Consider the following 18,381-nt stretch of genomic DNA (forward strand, 5'->3'; position numbering starts at 1 on the left):
CATTTACGATAATAAAGGTTGCGAATTGGAATTCCAGACCCGCAACCTTTTTTAAAACAAATCGAATTAGTCTTCGATAACGATGCCCATACTGCGTGCAGTACCTTCAACCATACGCATTGCAGCTTCTACGCTAGCAGCGTTTAGGTCAGGCATTTTAGTTTCAGCGATTTCGCGTACTTTATCACGCTTAACAGTTGCCACTTTATTACGGTTTGGTTCACCAGAACCAGACTCAATACCAGCTACTTTCTTAAGAAGAACAGCAGCAGGAGGAGTTTTAGTAATGAAAGTGAATGAACGGTCCTCAAATACCGTAATTTCAACAGGGATGATAAGACCAGCTTGATCTGCTGTACGAGCGTTAAACTCTTTACAGAAGCCCATGATGTTAACACCTGCTTGTCCTAATGCTGGACCAACTGGTGGAGCTGGGTTAGCTTTACCTGCAGGAATTTGAAGCTTTACCATTTTAATTACCTTTTTAGCCACGAGACACACCTCCTTAAGTCCGTGATGTGGTCAATTGGACAGTGATTTGCCCTCCCACGTCATATTTTATCTGTAAGGATAAAATCTTTCAAAAAACGTCTCCGATAACGAAGACGTACTGACTTAAAAGATATTATCACTTTTTACAATTCATTTCAAGTTTCATTTTATAATTTTTCAATTTGATGGAAGTCAAGTTCAACTGGAGTCTCGCGACCAAACATGTCCACAAGCACGCTAACCTTTTTCTTCTCCACATCAATTTCTTCAATAGCACCTGTATAATCTGCGAATGGCCCCTCATTTACACGTACTGTCTCATGAAGTTCAAAGTCGAAATCAACCACTTCGTTGTCCATTCCCATATGTTTCATAATGGTAACAACTTCCTCTTCTAATAGAGGTGATGGTTTAGATCCAGAACCAGAAGAACCAACGAACCCAGTTACACCCGGCGTGTTACGTACAACATACCAAGAGTCATCAGTCATGATTAATTCTACTAATACATAACCTGGGAACACTTTTCTTTTCATTAATTTTTCTTTTCCGTTTTTCATTTCTACTTCTACTTCTTCCGGGACAACAACACGGAAAATTTTATCTTGCATACCCATTGATTCTACACGTTTCTCTAGGTTTGCTTTTACTTTATTTTCATATCCAGAATAAGTATGGACAACATACCAACTTTTTTCCATTCATTTAGGACGAGCGTCCTTCCCTCCCTGACGTACATTTTTTTGCGCAAATGAAAAAACCCGTTCACCGGGCTTTTACACAGTTCTTATAAATAACATTATATCATGGATAAGTGCTTCTTATTCAAGAATTAACCAAGAATTAACCGAATTAAAGAAGAAATGCCCATATCAACTACTGCGAAGAAAATCGCAAAGAACACAACTGTAGCAACAACAGTCGCTGTTGAGCGGAGTAATTCATCTTTTTTAGGCCAACTTACTTTTTTCATTTCGCGACCTACATCGCCGAAAAAGTTCGTTAAACGCATCTGCGGGACCTCCAGTGTATTATTTCAATTATTTATTTTGTTTCCTTGTGAACTGTATGCTGATTGCATGTTTTACAAAACTTTTTTATTTCAAGTCGCTCTATTGAGCTCGTATCTTTCATAGTAGAGTAGTTTCGATTTTTACACTCTTCACATGAGAGTACAACTTTTTTCCTCATTAGTTACACCAACCTTGTAACATTATGTCCCTAAAAATGTATCATACAATAAAAGACAATGTCAATGACATGCATTTTGTACTCTCTACAAAAGAAAACAGGTGATTTATTTTACACCTGTAGCACTTGTTACTTCTTATGAATTTAAAGTTGTACTTTCTCTCATTTCCATATATCGTTCCAATTTTCTCTTTACTCTTTGTAAAGCGTTATCAATAGATTTCACATGCCTGTTTAACTGTTCTGAAATCTCTTGATAAGAACGACCATCTAAATATAAAGAAAGCACTTTCCTTTCTAAATCGCTTAATAATTCAGATATTTTTGATTCTATGTCTGTATATTCTTCCTGGCTAATGATCATCTCTTCAGGATCAGTCACCTTCGCTTCAGAAATAACATCCAATAACGTTCGATCAGATTCCTCATCGTAAATCGGCTTATCTAAAGACACATACGAATTTAAAGGAATATGTTTTTGTCTTGTTGCCGTTTTAATAGCGGTAATAATTTGTCGAGTGATACATAGTTCAGCAAATGCTTTGAATGAAGACAGCTTGTCCTCTTTATAATCACGAATTGCTTTAAACAACCCTATCATACCTTCTTGAACAATGTCTTCTCGATCGGCACCCACTAAAAAGTAAGATCTTGATTTCGCACGAACAAAGTTCTTATACTTGTGAATTAAATATTCTAGAGCGTCAGTATTACCTTTTCGAACTAACTCAACGATTGCCTCATCCTCTAAATCACGAAATGTAACGTCGCCTATACTTACGAAGCCTGCTTCCACCTTGATCCCTCCGACCGCTATTTATTTAGCAATATTATACAGTAAAAAGATAAAGAGCGTCAATGCTTCAACGCTCTCCTCTTCTTAATTTTTCTAATTTTTCTGTAATATCTTTACTAAATATCTTTCGCATGGCGGGCTGCTGTTCTTTCGTGTCTTTTGTGCGCCTTCTTACTTGTTGTTCCATCGCTTGTACTTCCAACTCTAATTCACGCGCAGATTTTCGAAGGGCACCTTGCCCAAATATAACCCATTGTTCTGTATAATCAGAAGTCGCAACATATATTTGTGTATTTATATTTCTAAGCTCTATCGCAAGTTGCTCTATCTTTTCGTCTGCAGTTTGATTCTTTCGTGTGAATATTACTTCTACACGAGATTGTTTCATCTTTTTTTCAATACCATGGACTGTATAGGCATCAAAGACTATCATCACTTTTATACCTGTATAACCTTGATAATCCGCCATCTTATCAATAAGCGCATCTCTTGATGATTGTAAATCTACATCCCGCAGTTTCTTCAAATCTCCCCAAGCTCCGATAATGTTGTAACCGTCAACGATTAAAATATCGTTCATTTTTTATTTACCAATTTCGTGACGTTTACGATATACCTCATACATTAACAAACTTGCGGCTACTGAAGCATTTAAGGATGTAACTTTACCAACCATCGGTAAAGTGATTAAGAAATCACACTTTTCACCAATAATACGACTCATACCTTTTCCTTCACTACCAATTACTAACCCAATCGGCATTGTACCATCTAAATTACGGTAATCCGTTTTCCCTTTGGCATCTGTACCAGCAATCCAAAGTCCACGCTCTTTTAATTCATCAATTGTACGAGATAAGTTTGTTACGCGCGCAACAGGAATGTATTCAATCGCTCCTGTTGATGCTTTCGCAACTGATGCTGTAAGTCCCACAGCTCTTCTCTTCGGAATAATAATTCCATGAGCTCCTGTTGCATCAGCAGTACGCATAATAGAACCTAGGTTATGCGGATCTTCAATCTCATCTAAAATCAAGAAGAATGGATCTTCATTACGTTTTTCTGCCACTTTGAATAAATCTTCTAACTCTGCATACTGATATGCAGCTACTTGAGCAATTACACCTTGATGATTACCCTCAACTAATTGATCTAACTTTTTCTTTGGTGCATGTTGTAAAATAATCTTATTTTCTTTCGCTAACGCTAGTACAATTTGTACTTGTCCTTTGGCAGCACCTTCTGCGATCCAAATTTTATTAATATCTCTCCCTGATCTTAACGCTTCAATTACAGGGTTACGTCCGATAATATATTCACTAGTCATGATGATGTGCCCCCTTCCTTTTCTTCTAAAACTGCAATTGCCTTATATACAATTTCGTCTAATCTTTCACGATTATTTAATAAATGATGATAACCAATTAGCGCTTCAAAGGCTGTACTATGTCGATATGTTTGTACATCCGTATTTTTCGGAACTGTACCTGAATTTGCATTACGCCCTCTCCTTAATACCGCCTCTTCTTCCTCTGTCAAAAATGCCGTCTCTAATAAATGATAAACAACTTTCGCCTGTGCTTTTGCTGAAACAAAGCTCGTCCCTAAGCGGTGTAATTGATTAGGGCGAACTTTTCCTTTTTGAAGGAGGTGATAGCGGATATATTGTTCATATACCGCATCACCCATATACGCTAACGCCAAGCTGTTTAATTGCTTTGCATCGATCATCCTTATCCTCTTTTCCATCTTGTACCTTGAGCAGTATCTTCTAAAATAATATTACGTTCTTTTAAATCGTCACGAATTTGATCAGACAATGCAAAATCACGATTTTTACGAGCTTCAATGCGCTTTTGGATAAGCTCTTCAATTTCTTCATCCAGTAATTCTTCTTTTGATAATTCTAATCCCAAAATATCAAATAACGTTTCCAGTTGTTTTACGTATGCTTCAATCACAACTTTAGATGTATGCTCTTCAAGTAAATATTGATTTGCATGATTTGCTACGTTGTATAATTCGGTAATTGCATTTGCAGTGTTAAAGTCATCATTCATTGCCTCTTCAAATGCAGTCTGGAATTTCTCTATTTCAGCTAACCATTTCTCATTATGGTCCGTTAAATCCGTACTACTCTCCATACGATGCTTTAAGTTTCCATAAGCTGTTTTAATTCTTTCCAGTCCATTATTCGTACTTTGTAATAACTCTTCACTAAAGTTAATCGGGTGACGATAGTGTACTGATAACATAAAGAATCTAATTAACTGCGGGTCGTATTGCTTAATAATATCGTGAACTAAAATAAAGTTACCAAGCGATTTAGACATCTTCTCATTGTTAATATTAATATATCCATTATGCATCCAGTAACGTGCAAACGTTTTTCCAGTCAATGCCTCTGACTGCGCAATTTCATTTTCATGATGTGGGAAAGCCAAGTCTTGACCACCAGCATGAATGTCAATTGTATCCCCTAAGTACTTACGCGCCATTGCTGAGCATTCAATATGCCATCCTGGACGTCCTTGCCCCCAAGGGCTTTCCCAGAAGATTTCTCCTTCTTTCGCAGCTTTCCATAAAGCAAAATCAAGAGGGTCTTGTTTCTTTTCCCCTACCTCAATACGAGCACCGTGACGTAAATCTGCGATTGGTTGATGTGATAATTTACCGTAACCTTCGAATTCCTTCGTCTTAAAGTACACATCACCCTCTGATTCATATGCATACCCTTTATTCACAAGTTCTTGAATAAATTCAATAATGATATCCATATTTTCTGTTACACGAGGATGAACTGTTGCGTGTTTGCAACCTAGTGCTGTTACATCTTCAAAGTACGCTTCAACAAAACGATCAGCAATTGTCGGTACATCTTCACCTAATTCATTTGCCGCTTTAATTAATTTATCATCTACATCCGTAAAGTTAGATACATATTGCACATCGTATCCTTTGTATTCTAAATAACGACGCACTGTATCGAATACCATAGGAGGCCTTGCATTCCCAATATGAATGTAGTTATAAACTGTAGGTCCGCATACATACATCTTTACCTTATTTTCTTCTAATGGAACAAACTCTTCTTTTTGACGTGTTAACGTATTATAAATGTGAATAGTCATTTTTATCCTTCCTTTCTACCTTTAATTCCAATTGTTTCTTCAATTTATCAAGTTCTACTTCCATAGCCTTTAATTTATCAAAAATCGGATCCGGAAGGTCAGAGTGATTTAATTCTTGACCAATCTTTACTCCATTTTGAATAACGACACGGCCAGGTATACCTACAACTGTAGAATGTGCAGGAACTTCTTTTAATACGACAGACCCTGCTCCGATTTTAGAATTCTCTCCCACAGTAATAGAACCAAGAACTTTAGCACCCGTCGCAATTAATACATTATCCTGAATTGTTGGATGCCTCTTTCCTTTTTCTTTTCCTGTACCACCTAATGTAACCCCTTGATAAATCGTTACATTATCACCAATTTCACAAGTTTCTCCGATTACAACTCCCATTCCATGATCTATGAAAAAACGTCGACCAATTGTTGCTCCTGGATGGATCTCAATGCCAGTAAAAAAGCGGCTCACTTGTGAAACAAAACGTGCAAGAAAGAAAAAATTTCTTTTATAAAAAGCATGTGCAATTCGATGGGCCCAAACTGCATGTAATCCAGAGTAAGTTAAAATGACTTCGAAATAACCTCTTGCCGCTGGATCCTGTTCAAAAACGACTTCAATATCTTCCCGAAGCCTCTTAAACATCGGTGTTCCCTCCCCTTTATGGGCTGCTTTTTTGTCGAGCGAACTAACTCCCCTAACTCATCACTTCTCCCCTAATTCTTTATATAAGGAGATAAATTCTATATTCATACCTATTTACACGGTATAAAAAAAAGGCGTCTCTGTCATATTGACAGAGACGCCTTTTAAGCGCGGTTCCACTCTGTTTAGGCTTAAAAAAGCCTCAAACTCATCCATGATAACGGTGTAAACCGCTTCTGCTTACTTTGCGGCCTAAGACATCCCACGAAGCAATTCGCTGTTCAGCAGAAGACTCGAAGGGGCATTTCAAAAATCCGCTTATAAACCACTCCCAGCCTAAAGGTGGTTCTCTCTGTAAAAAGCCTGATTTTCTACTTCTCCTTCTCGTCGCTTTTCCTTATTAGGTTTTAGGTATACTTATTATATTTCTAAACCTAGAAAATGTTAACCAATTACTTTTTGAAGACGATTTAAAACTTTTTCTTTTCCAAGAAGTGCAATAGCATTCGGAAGCTCTGGACCATGCGTTTGTCCTGTAGTTGCAACACGGATTGGCATAAATAAATTTTTACCTTTATGTCCTGTTTCCTTTTGAACTGCTTTAATCGCTGCCTTAATTGCTGCTGGCTCCATTGCTTCTAGAGCTTCTATTTGACCAGCAAATGCACGAAGTACTTCAGGTACTTGTTCACCATTTAATACTTCTTGTCCTTCTTCTTCATAATCAACATGATCTTTAAAGAACATTTCAGAAAGCTCTACAATTTCAGCTCCAAAACTCATTTGTTCATGGTATAAAGCAATTACATCACGAATCCAAGCTTGGTCTTGTTCGCTTAAAGTTTCTCCCACACGTCCAGCTTTCACTAAATGCGGTAAGCTTAACTCTACAACCGTATCTAAATCTTGCTTTTTCATATACTGGTTGTTCATCCATTTTAGTTTTTGAGAATCAAATAATGCAGGTGATTTTGATAAACGAGCTGCATCGAACATTTTGATAAACTCATCTTTAGAGAAGATTTCTTCTTCTCCTACCGGAGACCAACCTAGTAGTGCAATAAAGTTAAAGATTGCTTCTGGAAGATACCCAAGCTCTTTATATTGCTCAATAAATTGAATAATAGATTCATCACGCTTACTTAACTTTTTACGACTTTCATTAACAATTAGAGTCATATGACCGAATTGTGGAATATCCCAGCCGAAAGCTTCATAAATCATCATTTGTTTCGGTGTATTTGAAATATGATCATCACCACGAAGTACATGTGTAATTTCCATTAGATGATCATCTACTGCTACTGCAAAGTTATAAGTTGGAATTCCATCCTTTTTCACAATAACAAAATCACCGAAATCATTTGAATGGAACGCAACTTCATCTTTTACAATATCTTTGAATGTGTAGTCACGATCAGCTGGTACACGGAAACGAATACTTGGAATACGTCCCTCAGCTTCAAATTCTTTCACTTGTTCTTCAGTTAATTCACGGTGGTTACCTGCGTAACGAGGTGTTTCACCGCGAGCGATTTGTCCTTCACGCTCTGCTTCTAGCTCTTCTTCTGTCATATAACATTTATAAGCTAGACCACGCTCTAATAAATCTTCATATAATTTTTTATAAATATCTAAACGCTCTGTTTGGCGATATGGTCCAAATTCACCACCAACATCAACACCTTCATCCCAGTCCATACCGAGCCATTTCAAGTATTTTAATTGGCTTTCTTCTCCACCAGCCACGTTACGTTTTACATCAGTATCTTCAATACGAATAATAAATTTGCCATCTAAATGACGAGCAAATAAATAATTAAATAATGCCGTACGCGCATTTCCGATATGTAAGTGTCCTGTTGGACTTGGCGCGTAGCGCACTCTCACTTGCTTTTCCATAATTGGTACACCTTCCATTCTTAATGTCAACACATTCTATAATTGTACACCAAAAAAATGTGATTATCCATCTTACGAATTAAAAACCATTATTTTTTCTGTAATAAAACAACCGCTTGAGAAGCAATCCCTTCTTCTCTACCTGTAAATCCTAATTTTTCTGTTGTTGTTGCCTTTACATTAATGTTATCGATAGACGTTTCTAACAGTTCACTAATGCGCTTACGCATACTCTCAATATGTGGTGCCATTTTTGGTTTTTGAGCAATAATTGTACAATCTAAATTTCCTAACTCGTAACCTTGTTCACGCACAAATTCCCAAACTTTTTGTAACAATACAGCTGAATCTGCATCTTTAAAAGCTGGGTCTGTATCAGGAAAATGCTTTCCGATATCTCCTGCTGCAATCGCACCTAAACATGCATCAGCAATCGTATGTAACAATACATCTGCATCTGAATGGCCGATTAATCCTTTCTCGTGTGGAATTGTAATTCCACCGATAATCAACGGGCGCCCTTCCGCAAATTCATGTACATCAAAACCTTGTCCAATTCGAAACATCCTTACTTCCTCCTTAAGCTAAACTACTGAGCTTTATGACTCTATATTATATCGCTATCCTTATAAAGAAAAGCCCGGCTGTTGCCGAGCTTTTCTTTATTAACACGTCATCAATGTTATTTCTTTTGAACACGTAGGAAACTTTCAGCAATTAATAGATCTTCCGGAGTCGTCACTTTAATATTATAGTAACTCCCCTCTACTACACCTACTTGCTTCCCAACACGTTCTACGAGACTTGCATCATCTGTGCCAAGAAAACAACTTTGCTTTGCGCTTCTATGAGCTTCTAACAAAAGAGAAACAGAGAATCCTTGTGGTGTTTGTACAGCGTTAAGTTGAGATCGCTCTACCGTTTCTACAACAACACCCTGCTCTACTTTCTTAACAGTATCTTTTACTGGCACTGCACAAATGGAAGCTCCATATTTTTCTGCTGCAGTTAATACATCGCGAATCACTTTATTCGTTACGAACGGGCGCGCCCCGTCATGCACAAGAACATATTCGACACCACTCGCATACTGAAGTGCGTTATAGACGCTATCTTGTCTTTCGGCTCCACCCTGAATGAATTGTACGTGCTTTTCAATCTGGTACTTCTGCATTAACTCTTCAAAATACGGGCGTTCTTCTTCGTTAATTGCCATAATAATACTTTTGCACGCTTTATCTTTTTCAAAAGCACGCAATGTGTGCACAATAATTGGTACTTCATCTATAAGTAAAAATAACTTATTTTTACCAGCACCCATTCGTTTTCCTTGGCCTGCTGCCGGAATAATTAATGTATACATATTAATAATCCTCTACTTATAATGCTTTTTCTAGCAATTTACGTTTTGCGAAAATCATACGACCAGCCGATGTTTGTAATACGCTAGTAACAAGTACGTCAAGTTGTGAACCCACATACTCTCTACCATCTTCTACTACAATCATCGTACCATCATCTAAGTATGCAACACCTTGATTTTGTTCTTTACCATCTTTCACAACATAAACACTTAATTCTTCACCAGGGAGTACGACTGGTTTAATCGCATTAGCTAAATCATTAATGTTTAACACCGTAACCCCTTGTAATTCAGAAACTTTGTTTAAATTGAAATCGTTTGTTACTACAGTTCCACCAGTGATTTTTGCCAACTTTACAAGCTTGCTATCTACTTCTTGGATATCATCGAAATCGCCTTCATAAATTTCTACCGGAATTGGCATCTCCTTTTGAATACGATTTAAAATGTCTAGCCCTCTGCGGCCACGATTACGCTTTAAAGCATCTGAAGAATCGGCAATATGCTGAAGCTCTTCTAATACGAATTGCGGAATGACAATTGTTCCTTCTAAAAACTTTGTTTGGCAAATATCTGCAATACGTCCGTCAATAATTACACTCGTATCGAGAATTTTCCAATGAGTCGTAGATTTTTCTGCTTCGACCTCTACCTCTTCATTCTCACTATTGTTTTTCTTCTTACCTCCGCGTTGGGGTAATGTAAATAATCCTAGCAATTCATTCCTTTTTTTAAATCCTACTTGGAATCCTAAATATCCAAGTAAAAGGGTGAAGAACACTTGCAACACCGTACTAATAACTGGAATTGTAAATTCACGAATTGGTATCAAAATTAAATATGCAACAATAAGACCAGAGATTAATCCTAATGTACCAAATAAAACATCTGCTACAGGCGCCTTTACAAGAGCCTCTTCAATATGCTTAATAAGTTGAACAATATAATCTACAAGCCAAAATGTTGTTAAAAATAAAATAATTGCACCAATAATTGCACGAACATACGATCCTTCCAACAAAGGAACCGCACCGATATCTAATACATTAATAATTTTGGGGATTAAGTAAATCCCTAACGCTCCCCCGATCACTAAAAAGAAGAGCTGTACAATCCGTTTTAACATCCAACCACCTCCTACTCATTATTAACCATTGTTTCGCTAATCAAAACGCCGAATGCAAAAGCGGACGTGTTTTTTTGTAAATAGTTTTATTTACCAATATATCATATCATATACCAAAAATGTTCTAGTGTCGTTATATTATAGAATCAATGTAATATTCTTAATTGTGTCTACTCATATAGAGATGCTCTTGAATTCTTTTTAGACCTTCTCGTATTTTCTTCGCTCTCACTTCTCCAATTCCTTCCACATCATCCAATTCATTAATAGTTGCTCGGCAAACACCTTGCAATGTTTTAAATCGATTAATTAAATTCTCGATAATAAGTGGCGGAACACGAGAAATCTTGCTTGTGATTCGGTACCCTCTAGGTGTCACACTTTCTTCTAAACTTGTTTGTCCTGGATAGCCAAGCAATTTAACTAAATCACTATCCTCTAAAAGTTGTGTATTTGCAAGATCTTGTAACTTTTTCAAGATTTGATGATGGTCTTGTGTTTTCTCCTGGTGATAATCTTTAATTAACAATGCTGCCTCTGCCTCTAAATCAGCTAGTAATTCTGTAAGCTGTAAACGAATTAACCTACCTTCTGTTCCTAACTCATGAATATAGCTCAATATTTCATTTTTAATACGCAGCACCATTTCAACACTATGTAAAACGTGAACCACCTCGGACATTGTAACGACCTCTTCAAATTCTAGAATACCCAAATTCGTAATGCCGTCATTCCATACAGCCTTATATTTTTCTAGCGTTTGAATTGCTTGATTTGCCTTCGTTAAAATGACACCTATATCTTTTAATGTATAACGTAAGTTCCCTTGATATAGCGTAATTACATTACGTCTTTGTGAAATGGCCACAACAAGGCTGCCCGTCTGCTTTGCTACACGCTCTGCTGTTCGGTGACGCATACCTGTTTCAATAGAATCAATAGATGAATCTGGAACTAACTGTGCGTTTGCAATTAAAATTTTACTTCCAGTTTCATTTAAAATAAGTGCTCCATCCATTTTTGCTAATTCATATAAACTAGCAGGAGAGAATGCGCAATTAATATGAAAACCACCATCAACAATGCTTTTAATCTGCTCATTATACCCAAGAACAATTAGTCCCCCCGTTTGTGCGCGAAGTACATTATCTATCCCTTCGCGCAGTGGTGTTCCTGGGGCCACGAGCTGTAAAATGTTAATCATACTTTTGACACGTTGCTTATTTTCTTCCATAGCCTAGCCTCCTAATGTCAAACGAAGCGCTTCTCCCAAATTAGAAACACCTACAACCTCAATCCCCTCTGGAATTGTCCATCCCCCTAAATTTTTTCTAGGAATGATAGCACGTTGAAATCCTAATTTAGCTGCTTCTTGTACACGTTGTTCAATTCTTGATACTCTTCTTATTTCTCCAGTTAATCCAACTTCTCCTATTACCGCATCAGTTGGTGCCGTAGATTTATCTCTAAAACTTGAAGCTATACTTAAGGCGACAGCTAAATCAATTGCCGGTTCGTCTAATTTCAAACCACCAGCTACTTTTAAATACGCATCTTGATTTTGTAATAGTAAACCTGTTCTTTTCTCTAGTACCGCCATAATAAGCGAGACACGATTATGATCAATTCCTGTCGCCATTCTTCGAGGATTTCCAAAACTAGTAGGGGAAATTAATGCCTGTATTTCTACTAAAACTGGTCTTGTTCCTTCCATTGAGGCAACTACTGTTGAACCTGCAACTCCAACTGGTCTTTCCTCAAGGAAAATTTCAGAAGGATTTAAGACTTCTGCAAGGCCAAGTTCTTTCATTTCAAAGATACCCATTTCATTCGTAGAACCAAAACGATTCTTTACAGCTCGTAAAATACGATATGTATGGTGTCGATCTCCTTCAAAGTAAAGAACTGCATCAACCATATGTTCTAGCATACGCGGTCCCGCAATTGCACCTTCTTTTGTCACATGTCCTACGATGAAAATTGGGATTCCCTTTGTTTTTGCAAGTTTCATTAATTCTGCTGTACATTCACGTACTTGCGCCACACTACCAGGAGCTGATGTTACCTCAGGTAAATGTATCGTTTGAATAGAATCAATAACAACAAAAGCAGGATTCATCTCTTCAATATGTGCTGCAATACGCTGTAAATCTGTCTCTGATACAACAAATAGATTACTACCATTTACATGTAAACGATCTGCACGAAGTTTAATCTGCTTTGCTGACTCCTCACCTGATATATACAATACATCATATGAAGCATCTGCTAATTGCGAGGAAATCTGTAATAATAACGTTGATTTTCCAATCCCAGGGTCCCCACCAATAAGTACTAAAGATCCATCTACAATTCCGCCACCTAGTACACGGTTAAACTCTTGAAATTTTGTTTCAATACGTGCCTCAGACTTTGTTTCTACTTCTGTAAGACGTCTTGGTTTTGTTACTTCTGTTTGAATTGCATTTGCATAATTTAGGCGTCTGGATGATACAACGGGTTCCATCTCTTCAACAAGCGAATTCCATTGACCACACCCTGGACATTTACCCATATATTTTGGTGATTGATAACCACACTCTTGACATGTGAATTTTGTTTTCTTTTTAGCCATATCTTTTTATATTTCACTTCGCTTTCATCTATAAACATTTGACCTTCTCGTACAAGAAAGAGGGCTATCTCGTAGCCCTCTTAGTTTGTCTATACTTATTTTACCTTTTCAGCACTATGAATGACAAATGTTTCCCCTTCTACATCAAAGATAACTTTTTGACCTTTCTCAATAGCACCTTTTAAAAGTTCTTCCGATAGTCTATCTTCTACATGCTTCTGAATTGCTCTACGTAGTGGACGAGCACCATATTCACGATCAAACCCTTTATCAGCAATAGCTGCAATCGCTCCTTCTGTTAAGTGCAATTCAATTTCTTGTTCTTTTAAGCGATTCACTAACTGATTTACCATAAGAGTCACAATTTCTTGAATATGTTTTTTCTCAAGCATATGGAATACGATAATTTCATCAATACGGTTTAAGAATTCTGGACGAAATGCCTTTTTCAGCTCATCCATTACTTTACCTTTCATATCCGAATAATCACGGCTTTCATCTTGTACGTTAAATCCAAGATGTTTGTTACGTTTTAACGCCTCAGCACCAACGTTAGACGTCATAATAACAATCGTATTACGGAAATCAACTGTACGTCCTTTAGAATCAGTTAAACGACCATCTTCCAATACCTGTAGTAGAATATTAAATACATCAGGATGTGCCTTCTCTACTTCATCTAATAGGACAACTGAATAAGGCTTACGACGAACCTTCTCTGTTAATTGTCCGCCTTCTTCATACCCAACATATCCTGGAGGAGAACCAACTAAGCGAGAAGTTGAATGTTTCTCCATATACTCAGACATATCAATGCGAATCATTGCATCCTCATCACCGAACATAGATTCTGCCAATGCTCTTGCTAATTCTGTTTTACCTACACCTGTTGGCCCTAAGAAAATAAATGAACCAATTGGACGTTTCGGATCTTTCAATCCTGCTCTTGCACGACGAACAGCTTTCGCTACAGCCACTACAGCTTCATCCTGACCGATGACACGATCATGAAGAATGGATTCTAAGTTTAATAATTTATCAGTCTCTGTTTGTGCAAGTTTAGAAACAGGGATACGTGTCCATGTAGAAACGACATTTGCAATATCTTCTACCGTAACCTCTGAATTTTCTTTTCCTTGTTGTTCTTTCCACTGACGTTTTGTATCTTCCAATTTCTCACGTAAGCGTTGTTCCATATCACGTAAGGAAGCAGCCTTTTCAAACTCTTGACTTTGTACAGCCGCATCTTTTTCTTTTCGAATTTCCTCAAGCTTCACTTCAAGCTCTTTTAAGTTTGGTGGTGTTGTATAAGAACGCAAGCGAACTTTTGAAGCAGCTTCATCAATTAAATCAATTGCTTTATCTGGTAAGAAACGATCCGTAATATAACGATCTGAAAGTTTTACAGCTGCATCAATTGCATCATCTGTAATAGACACACGGTGATGCGCCTCATAACGATCGCGTAATCCTTTCAAGATTTGAGTTGATTCTTCTAGACTCGGCTCATCAACATGAATTGGCTGGAAACGTCTCTCTAAAGCTGCATCCTTTTCAATATATTTACGATACTCATCTAAAGTTGTCGCACCAATACATTGTAATTCTCCGCGTGCTAAAGATGGTTTTAAAATATTCGATGCATCGATTGCACCTTCTGCTCCACCTGCACCGATTAATGTATGAAGTTCATCAATAAATAGAATAATATTCCCTGCTTGACGTATTTCATCCATTACTTTCTTTAAACGATCTTCAAACTCACCACGATATTTCGTCCCAGCTACCACTGTTCCCATATCTAGTGTCATAACACGCTTATCTCTTAACGTTTCAGGAACTTCATTATTTACGATTTGCTGTGCTAACCCTTCAGCAATTGCTGTTTTACCTACACCAGGCTCTCCAATTAACACTGGATTGTTTTTTGTTCTACGGCTTAACACTTCAATTACACGTTGAATTTCTTTACTACGTCCAATAACAGGATCCAAACGATTCTCACGTGCAACAACTGTTAAGTCGCGCGCTAAACTGTCTAGTGTCGGTGTATTTGCATTTGTCGATGAACCACCTTGGTGACCTGAACTTGCTTCGTTACTTCCAAGAAGTTGTAACACTTGTTGTCTTGCTTTGTTGAGGCTTACACCTAAATTATTTAATACACGTGCCGCTACACCTTCACCTTCACGGATTAAGCCAAGTAAAATATGTTCTGTTCCAACATAAGAATGTCCTAGCTTACGCGCTTCATCCATAGACAATTCAATAACTTTTTTAGCACGAGGTGTATAATGTACAGTTTGAGAAGCTTCTGTTCCACGTCCAATTAACGCTTCTACCTCTTTTTGCACTTTCTCCGGGCTCAATCCAAGAGCAATTAACGCTTTTGCTGCAATTCCTTCACCTTCGCGTACAAGCCCAAGTAAAATATGTTCTGTTCCAATGTTATTATGCCCAATGCGAATTGCTTCCTCTTGAGATAAAGCTAATACTTTCTGTGCTCTTTCTGTAAATCTTCCAAACATCATAGAAATCGCCTCCTACTTGCGCTTAGTTTTTTTCAATACGTAATCGCTCACGGATTAAGGTTGCTCTTCGATAATCTCTTTCTTCTGGTCCTAAAGGTCCTCCTGCATATTGTTGTAAAATACCAGGTTGCGTAAGAACCATTAGCTCAGTCAAAATATTTCTCGATATACCTTTTATATATCCTAGATCAATACCGAGTCGTACATCCGATAAGCAAGTTGCCGCTTCTGCAGATTGAATTAAACGACTGTTTGCTAGTATACCGTAAGAACGATAAACCTTATCTTCAAGCTCAATGCTCGAATTTTGTACAATTAATTCTCTGGCCAATTTTTCTTGTTGTATAATTTGCTGCATGACACTCTTTAAATCTGCAATAATATCTTCTTCGGATTTCCCTAACGTCATTTGATTTGATACTTGAAATATATTACCTAACGCTTCGCTACCTTCACCGTATATTCCTCTTACTACTAAACCTAATTTTTGAATTACTTGTATAATACGGCTAATTCTTTTTGTTAAAACCAGCCCTGGTAAATGAATCATTACAGAAGCTCTTAATCCTGTACCAACGTTAGTAGGACAACTCGTAATATATCCAAGTGATTCATCAAAAGCATATTCAACCTCTTTCTCAATCCAATTATCTATTTGATTGGCGCTTTGAAGCGCCTTTGATAACTGTAGTCCTGGAAATAGGCACTGAATCCTAATGTGGTCTTCCTCATTAAGCATCACACTAATGTGTTCGCTTTCTGATAACAGACATGCTCCATATTCGGTCCCTGCTAGATTTGGACTAATTAAATGCTTTTCGACTAAAACTCGCCTTTGAAGAGGAGTTAGTTCATTCATTTTTAATAGTCCAAACTTCCCAAAGGGCTCTACCGCTTTATTTATAAATTTCTTTTTAAATAATTCTTGAACCTTTTGAGCTTCCTCTTCGTTTTGCATAGTAGAAAATTGATATTGCTTAAAATTACGAGCCAAACGAATTCGACTACTTAAAACAATATCAGAATCAGGGCCATCCCCCTTCATCCATGGACTAATCGCTTCATTCATAATTTTGTCCAGTGACATAGAACTACTCCCCCTCTCTATGCTCACTAAGCTGAGTTTCAAGCCCTCGAATCTCATCTCTTACCTCAGCAGCTTTCTCAAACTCCTCATTCTGTACATATTGTTTCAGAATAAGTTTTAGTTCATCTAATTCTTTCTTTAAGTGGATATTTCCTTCCATTCGTTCCGGAATTTTTCCACAATGTTCTGTATGTCCACCATGAAGTCGCTTTAACAATGGGTTTAAGTGTCCTTTAAATGTATCGTAACAAGAAGCACAACCAAAGCGTCCCACTTTTGTAAAATGTTCATATGTCATCTTACAATCTGGACATCTTACTGTATTTGTATTTGAAAACCCGTTTTTTCCTTCTCCAAACATTGTTGATTCACCGTGTAATAAACCAGCAAATACATCATGAAATGAAAAGTTAGACTGTGATGATTGAAAGAAAGACGTATAGCCACTTTGCTCCGCACATTGCTCACAAAGATGAACTTCCGCCTTCTTCTCGTTGATTACTTTTGTATAATGTAAAGTTGCTGGTCTTATATTACAGTTTTGACAAGTCATCAATATCCCCACCTTTACAACAGGAACGATCTACCTCATGATACTTTTCATACATTACTAGATTGTCCTCTTTCCTTAATCCACTCAGATAAAAGTACATGCTCTTTTTCAAAACTTCTACAATATTTAACTGCCCTATCTTAATTATCATTCTTTTACAAAAGCTGTATTTATTTATATTTCAGTGTTCTTAACATTGCGCATAATATTCGAGCCCTAAGTTCATCTCGAGAAGGAATATCCATTGATAATACAGAACGATCTAGTACACTTAACATTAATTTTGCTTCACGGCCTGTTATGATTCCCTCTTCTAATAAACGTATAATCATACTCTCTGCATTCCCTTGTGCAACGCTATGATCAATCATATGAAGCATTTGATCAATAATGTCTATATCATCATGCAGTTTGACTTTTATAATGCGAATGTAACCTCCTCCACCACGTTTACTTTCTACTACAAATCCTCTTTCTAATGTAAAACGGGTATTGATTACATAATTGATTTGAGATGGTACGCACTCGAATCGATCCGCAATCTCATTTCTTTTGATTTCAATCACATTATTATTACTTAAGTCAATAACTTGCTTTAGATATTGCTCAATGATATCAGATATATTTCTCATTTATCCGCCACCTTTATTGACTTTGACTATCTTTGACTTTAATTATATACGTATTAATAAAATTTGCAACTCTTTTGCTTATTCACTATCCTAGCCACATTCCCCTGCATTTAATCAAAATAGTAATTATTTAAGCATATTTTTTTAATTACTATGGATTATAAAAGAAAACACGAAAAAACACGAGTCATTTGACTCGTGTTTAGTTGCTTGGCGACGTCCTACTCTCACAGGGACAAGGTCCCAACTACCATCGGCGCTAGAGAGCTTAACTTCCGTGTTCGGTATGGGAACGGGTGTGACCTCTCTGCCATCAT

20 protein-coding genes, 1 rRNA gene and 1 other annotated feature are annotated in these 18,381 nt (G+C 37.2%); all 21 genes read right to left on the bottom strand.

The genetic code is table 11. The features are described 5' to 3' along the window. Positions 1 to 66: 66 nt before the first annotated feature. A complete protein-coding gene (rplK, locus tag ACTFN4_RS28800; protein ID WP_001085872.1) occupies positions 67 to 492 on the bottom strand; it encodes a 50S ribosomal protein L11 in 426 nt (141 codons plus the stop codon). Positions 493 to 659: 167 nt separating this feature from the next. Beyond that, complete coding sequence (gene nusG / locus ACTFN4_RS28805; protein ID WP_000415794.1) at positions 660 to 1,193, bottom strand: transcription termination/antitermination protein NusG; 534 nt, start codon at positions 1,191 to 1,193, stop codon at positions 660 to 662. A 131-nt stretch (positions 1,194 to 1,324) separates the two neighbouring features. Then, complete coding sequence (secE, locus tag ACTFN4_RS28810) at positions 1,325 to 1,504, bottom strand: preprotein translocase subunit SecE (RefSeq protein ID WP_001241323.1); 180 nt, start codon at positions 1,502 to 1,504, stop codon at positions 1,325 to 1,327. A 32-nt stretch (positions 1,505 to 1,536) separates the two neighbouring features. Further along, positions 1,537 to 1,683, bottom strand: a complete 147-nt coding sequence (gene rpmG, locus ACTFN4_RS28815) for a 50S ribosomal protein L33 (RefSeq protein ID WP_014481927.1) — start codon at positions 1,681 to 1,683, stop codon at positions 1,537 to 1,539. A gap of 136 nt (positions 1,684 to 1,819) precedes the next feature. Next, positions 1,820 to 2,479, bottom strand: coding sequence for an RNA polymerase sporulation sigma factor SigH (locus ACTFN4_RS28820; protein ID WP_000387193.1), 660 nt, complete (start codon positions 2,477 to 2,479; stop codon positions 1,820 to 1,822). 67 nt (positions 2,480 to 2,546) lie between these two features. Beyond that, positions 2,547 to 3,059: an NYN domain-containing protein gene (locus ACTFN4_RS28825; RefSeq protein WP_000997876.1), complete on the bottom strand. Its 513-nt coding sequence runs from the start codon at positions 3,057 to 3,059 to the stop codon at positions 2,547 to 2,549. Between the two features lie 3 nt (positions 3,060 to 3,062). Further along, positions 3,063 to 3,806, bottom strand: coding sequence for a 23S rRNA (guanosine(2251)-2'-O)-methyltransferase RlmB (gene rlmB, locus ACTFN4_RS28830; RefSeq protein ID WP_000200237.1), 744 nt, complete (start codon positions 3,804 to 3,806; stop codon positions 3,063 to 3,065). After that, positions 3,803 to 4,210, bottom strand: coding sequence for a Mini-ribonuclease 3 (locus ACTFN4_RS28835; protein WP_000564261.1), 408 nt, complete (start codon positions 4,208 to 4,210; stop codon positions 3,803 to 3,805). The genes rlmB and ACTFN4_RS28835 overlap by 4 nt, the downstream gene beginning before the upstream one ends. Positions 4,211 to 4,212: 2 nt before the next feature. Beyond that, a complete protein-coding gene (cysS, locus tag ACTFN4_RS28840; protein ID WP_000152276.1) occupies positions 4,213 to 5,610 on the bottom strand; it encodes a cysteine--tRNA ligase in 1,398 nt (465 codons plus the stop codon). Continuing rightward, the gene (gene cysE, locus ACTFN4_RS28845) at positions 5,591 to 6,256 is read right to left on the bottom strand and encodes a serine O-acetyltransferase (RefSeq protein ID WP_000476497.1); all 666 of its coding nucleotides are present in this window, start codon (positions 6,254 to 6,256) and stop codon (positions 5,591 to 5,593) included. Before cysE ends, cysS begins: the two co-directional genes overlap by 20 nt. 150 nt (positions 6,257 to 6,406) lie before the next feature. Then, positions 6,407 to 6,653: a binding site (T-box leader), on the bottom strand. Between the two features lie 47 nt (positions 6,654 to 6,700). Then, on the bottom strand, positions 6,701 to 8,158 hold the full coding sequence (gene gltX / locus ACTFN4_RS28850; RefSeq protein WP_000415143.1) for a glutamate--tRNA ligase: 1,458 nt from the start codon (positions 8,156 to 8,158) through the stop codon (positions 6,701 to 6,703). Between the two features lie 89 nt (positions 8,159 to 8,247). Then, complete coding sequence (ispF, locus tag ACTFN4_RS28855) at positions 8,248 to 8,724, bottom strand: 2-C-methyl-D-erythritol 2,4-cyclodiphosphate synthase (protein ID WP_000488386.1); 477 nt, start codon at positions 8,722 to 8,724, stop codon at positions 8,248 to 8,250. Positions 8,725 to 8,840: 116 nt separating this feature from the next. After that, positions 8,841 to 9,521: a 2-C-methyl-D-erythritol 4-phosphate cytidylyltransferase gene (ispD, locus tag ACTFN4_RS28860; protein WP_000288284.1), complete on the bottom strand. Its 681-nt coding sequence runs from the start codon at positions 9,519 to 9,521 to the stop codon at positions 8,841 to 8,843. A 16-nt stretch (positions 9,522 to 9,537) separates the two neighbouring features. Next, the gene (locus ACTFN4_RS28865) at positions 9,538 to 10,647 is read right to left on the bottom strand and encodes a PIN/TRAM domain-containing protein (RefSeq protein ID WP_000919677.1); all 1,110 of its coding nucleotides are present in this window, start codon (positions 10,645 to 10,647) and stop codon (positions 9,538 to 9,540) included. A gap of 160 nt (positions 10,648 to 10,807) precedes the next feature. Further along, positions 10,808 to 11,881, bottom strand: a complete 1,074-nt coding sequence (gene disA, locus ACTFN4_RS28870) for a DNA integrity scanning diadenylate cyclase DisA (RefSeq protein ID WP_000392163.1) — start codon at positions 11,879 to 11,881, stop codon at positions 10,808 to 10,810. Positions 11,882 to 11,884: 3 nt separating this feature from the next. After that, complete coding sequence (gene radA / locus ACTFN4_RS28875; protein ID WP_001085202.1) at positions 11,885 to 13,261, bottom strand: DNA repair protein RadA; 1,377 nt, start codon at positions 13,259 to 13,261, stop codon at positions 11,885 to 11,887. A 95-nt stretch (positions 13,262 to 13,356) separates the two neighbouring features. Beyond that, positions 13,357 to 15,792, bottom strand: a complete 2,436-nt coding sequence (clpC, locus tag ACTFN4_RS28880; protein ID WP_000971183.1) for an ATP-dependent protease ATP-binding subunit ClpC — start codon at positions 15,790 to 15,792, stop codon at positions 13,357 to 13,359. Between the two features lie 22 nt (positions 15,793 to 15,814). Then, positions 15,815 to 16,879 carry a protein arginine kinase gene (locus tag ACTFN4_RS28885; RefSeq protein ID WP_000050842.1) on the bottom strand — a complete coding sequence of 355 codons (1,065 nt, stop codon included), beginning with the start codon at positions 16,877 to 16,879 and terminating at the stop codon, positions 15,815 to 15,817. A gap of 4 nt (positions 16,880 to 16,883) precedes the next feature. Then, positions 16,884 to 17,432, bottom strand: coding sequence for a UvrB/UvrC motif-containing protein (locus ACTFN4_RS28890; RefSeq protein WP_000128399.1), 549 nt, complete (start codon positions 17,430 to 17,432; stop codon positions 16,884 to 16,886). A gap of 170 nt (positions 17,433 to 17,602) precedes the next feature. Continuing rightward, complete coding sequence (gene ctsR / locus ACTFN4_RS28895) at positions 17,603 to 18,064, bottom strand: transcriptional regulator CtsR (protein ID WP_001244565.1); 462 nt, start codon at positions 18,062 to 18,064, stop codon at positions 17,603 to 17,605. A gap of 208 nt (positions 18,065 to 18,272) precedes the next feature. After that, positions 18,273 to 18,381, bottom strand: a 5S ribosomal RNA gene (gene rrf / locus ACTFN4_RS28900); the annotation flags it as partial.

It is taken from the genome of Bacillus cereus group sp. MYBK95-2 (genome assembly GCF_051915225.1).
GTDB lineage: Bacteria > Bacillota > Bacilli > Bacillales > Bacillaceae_G > Bacillus_A > Bacillus_A cereus.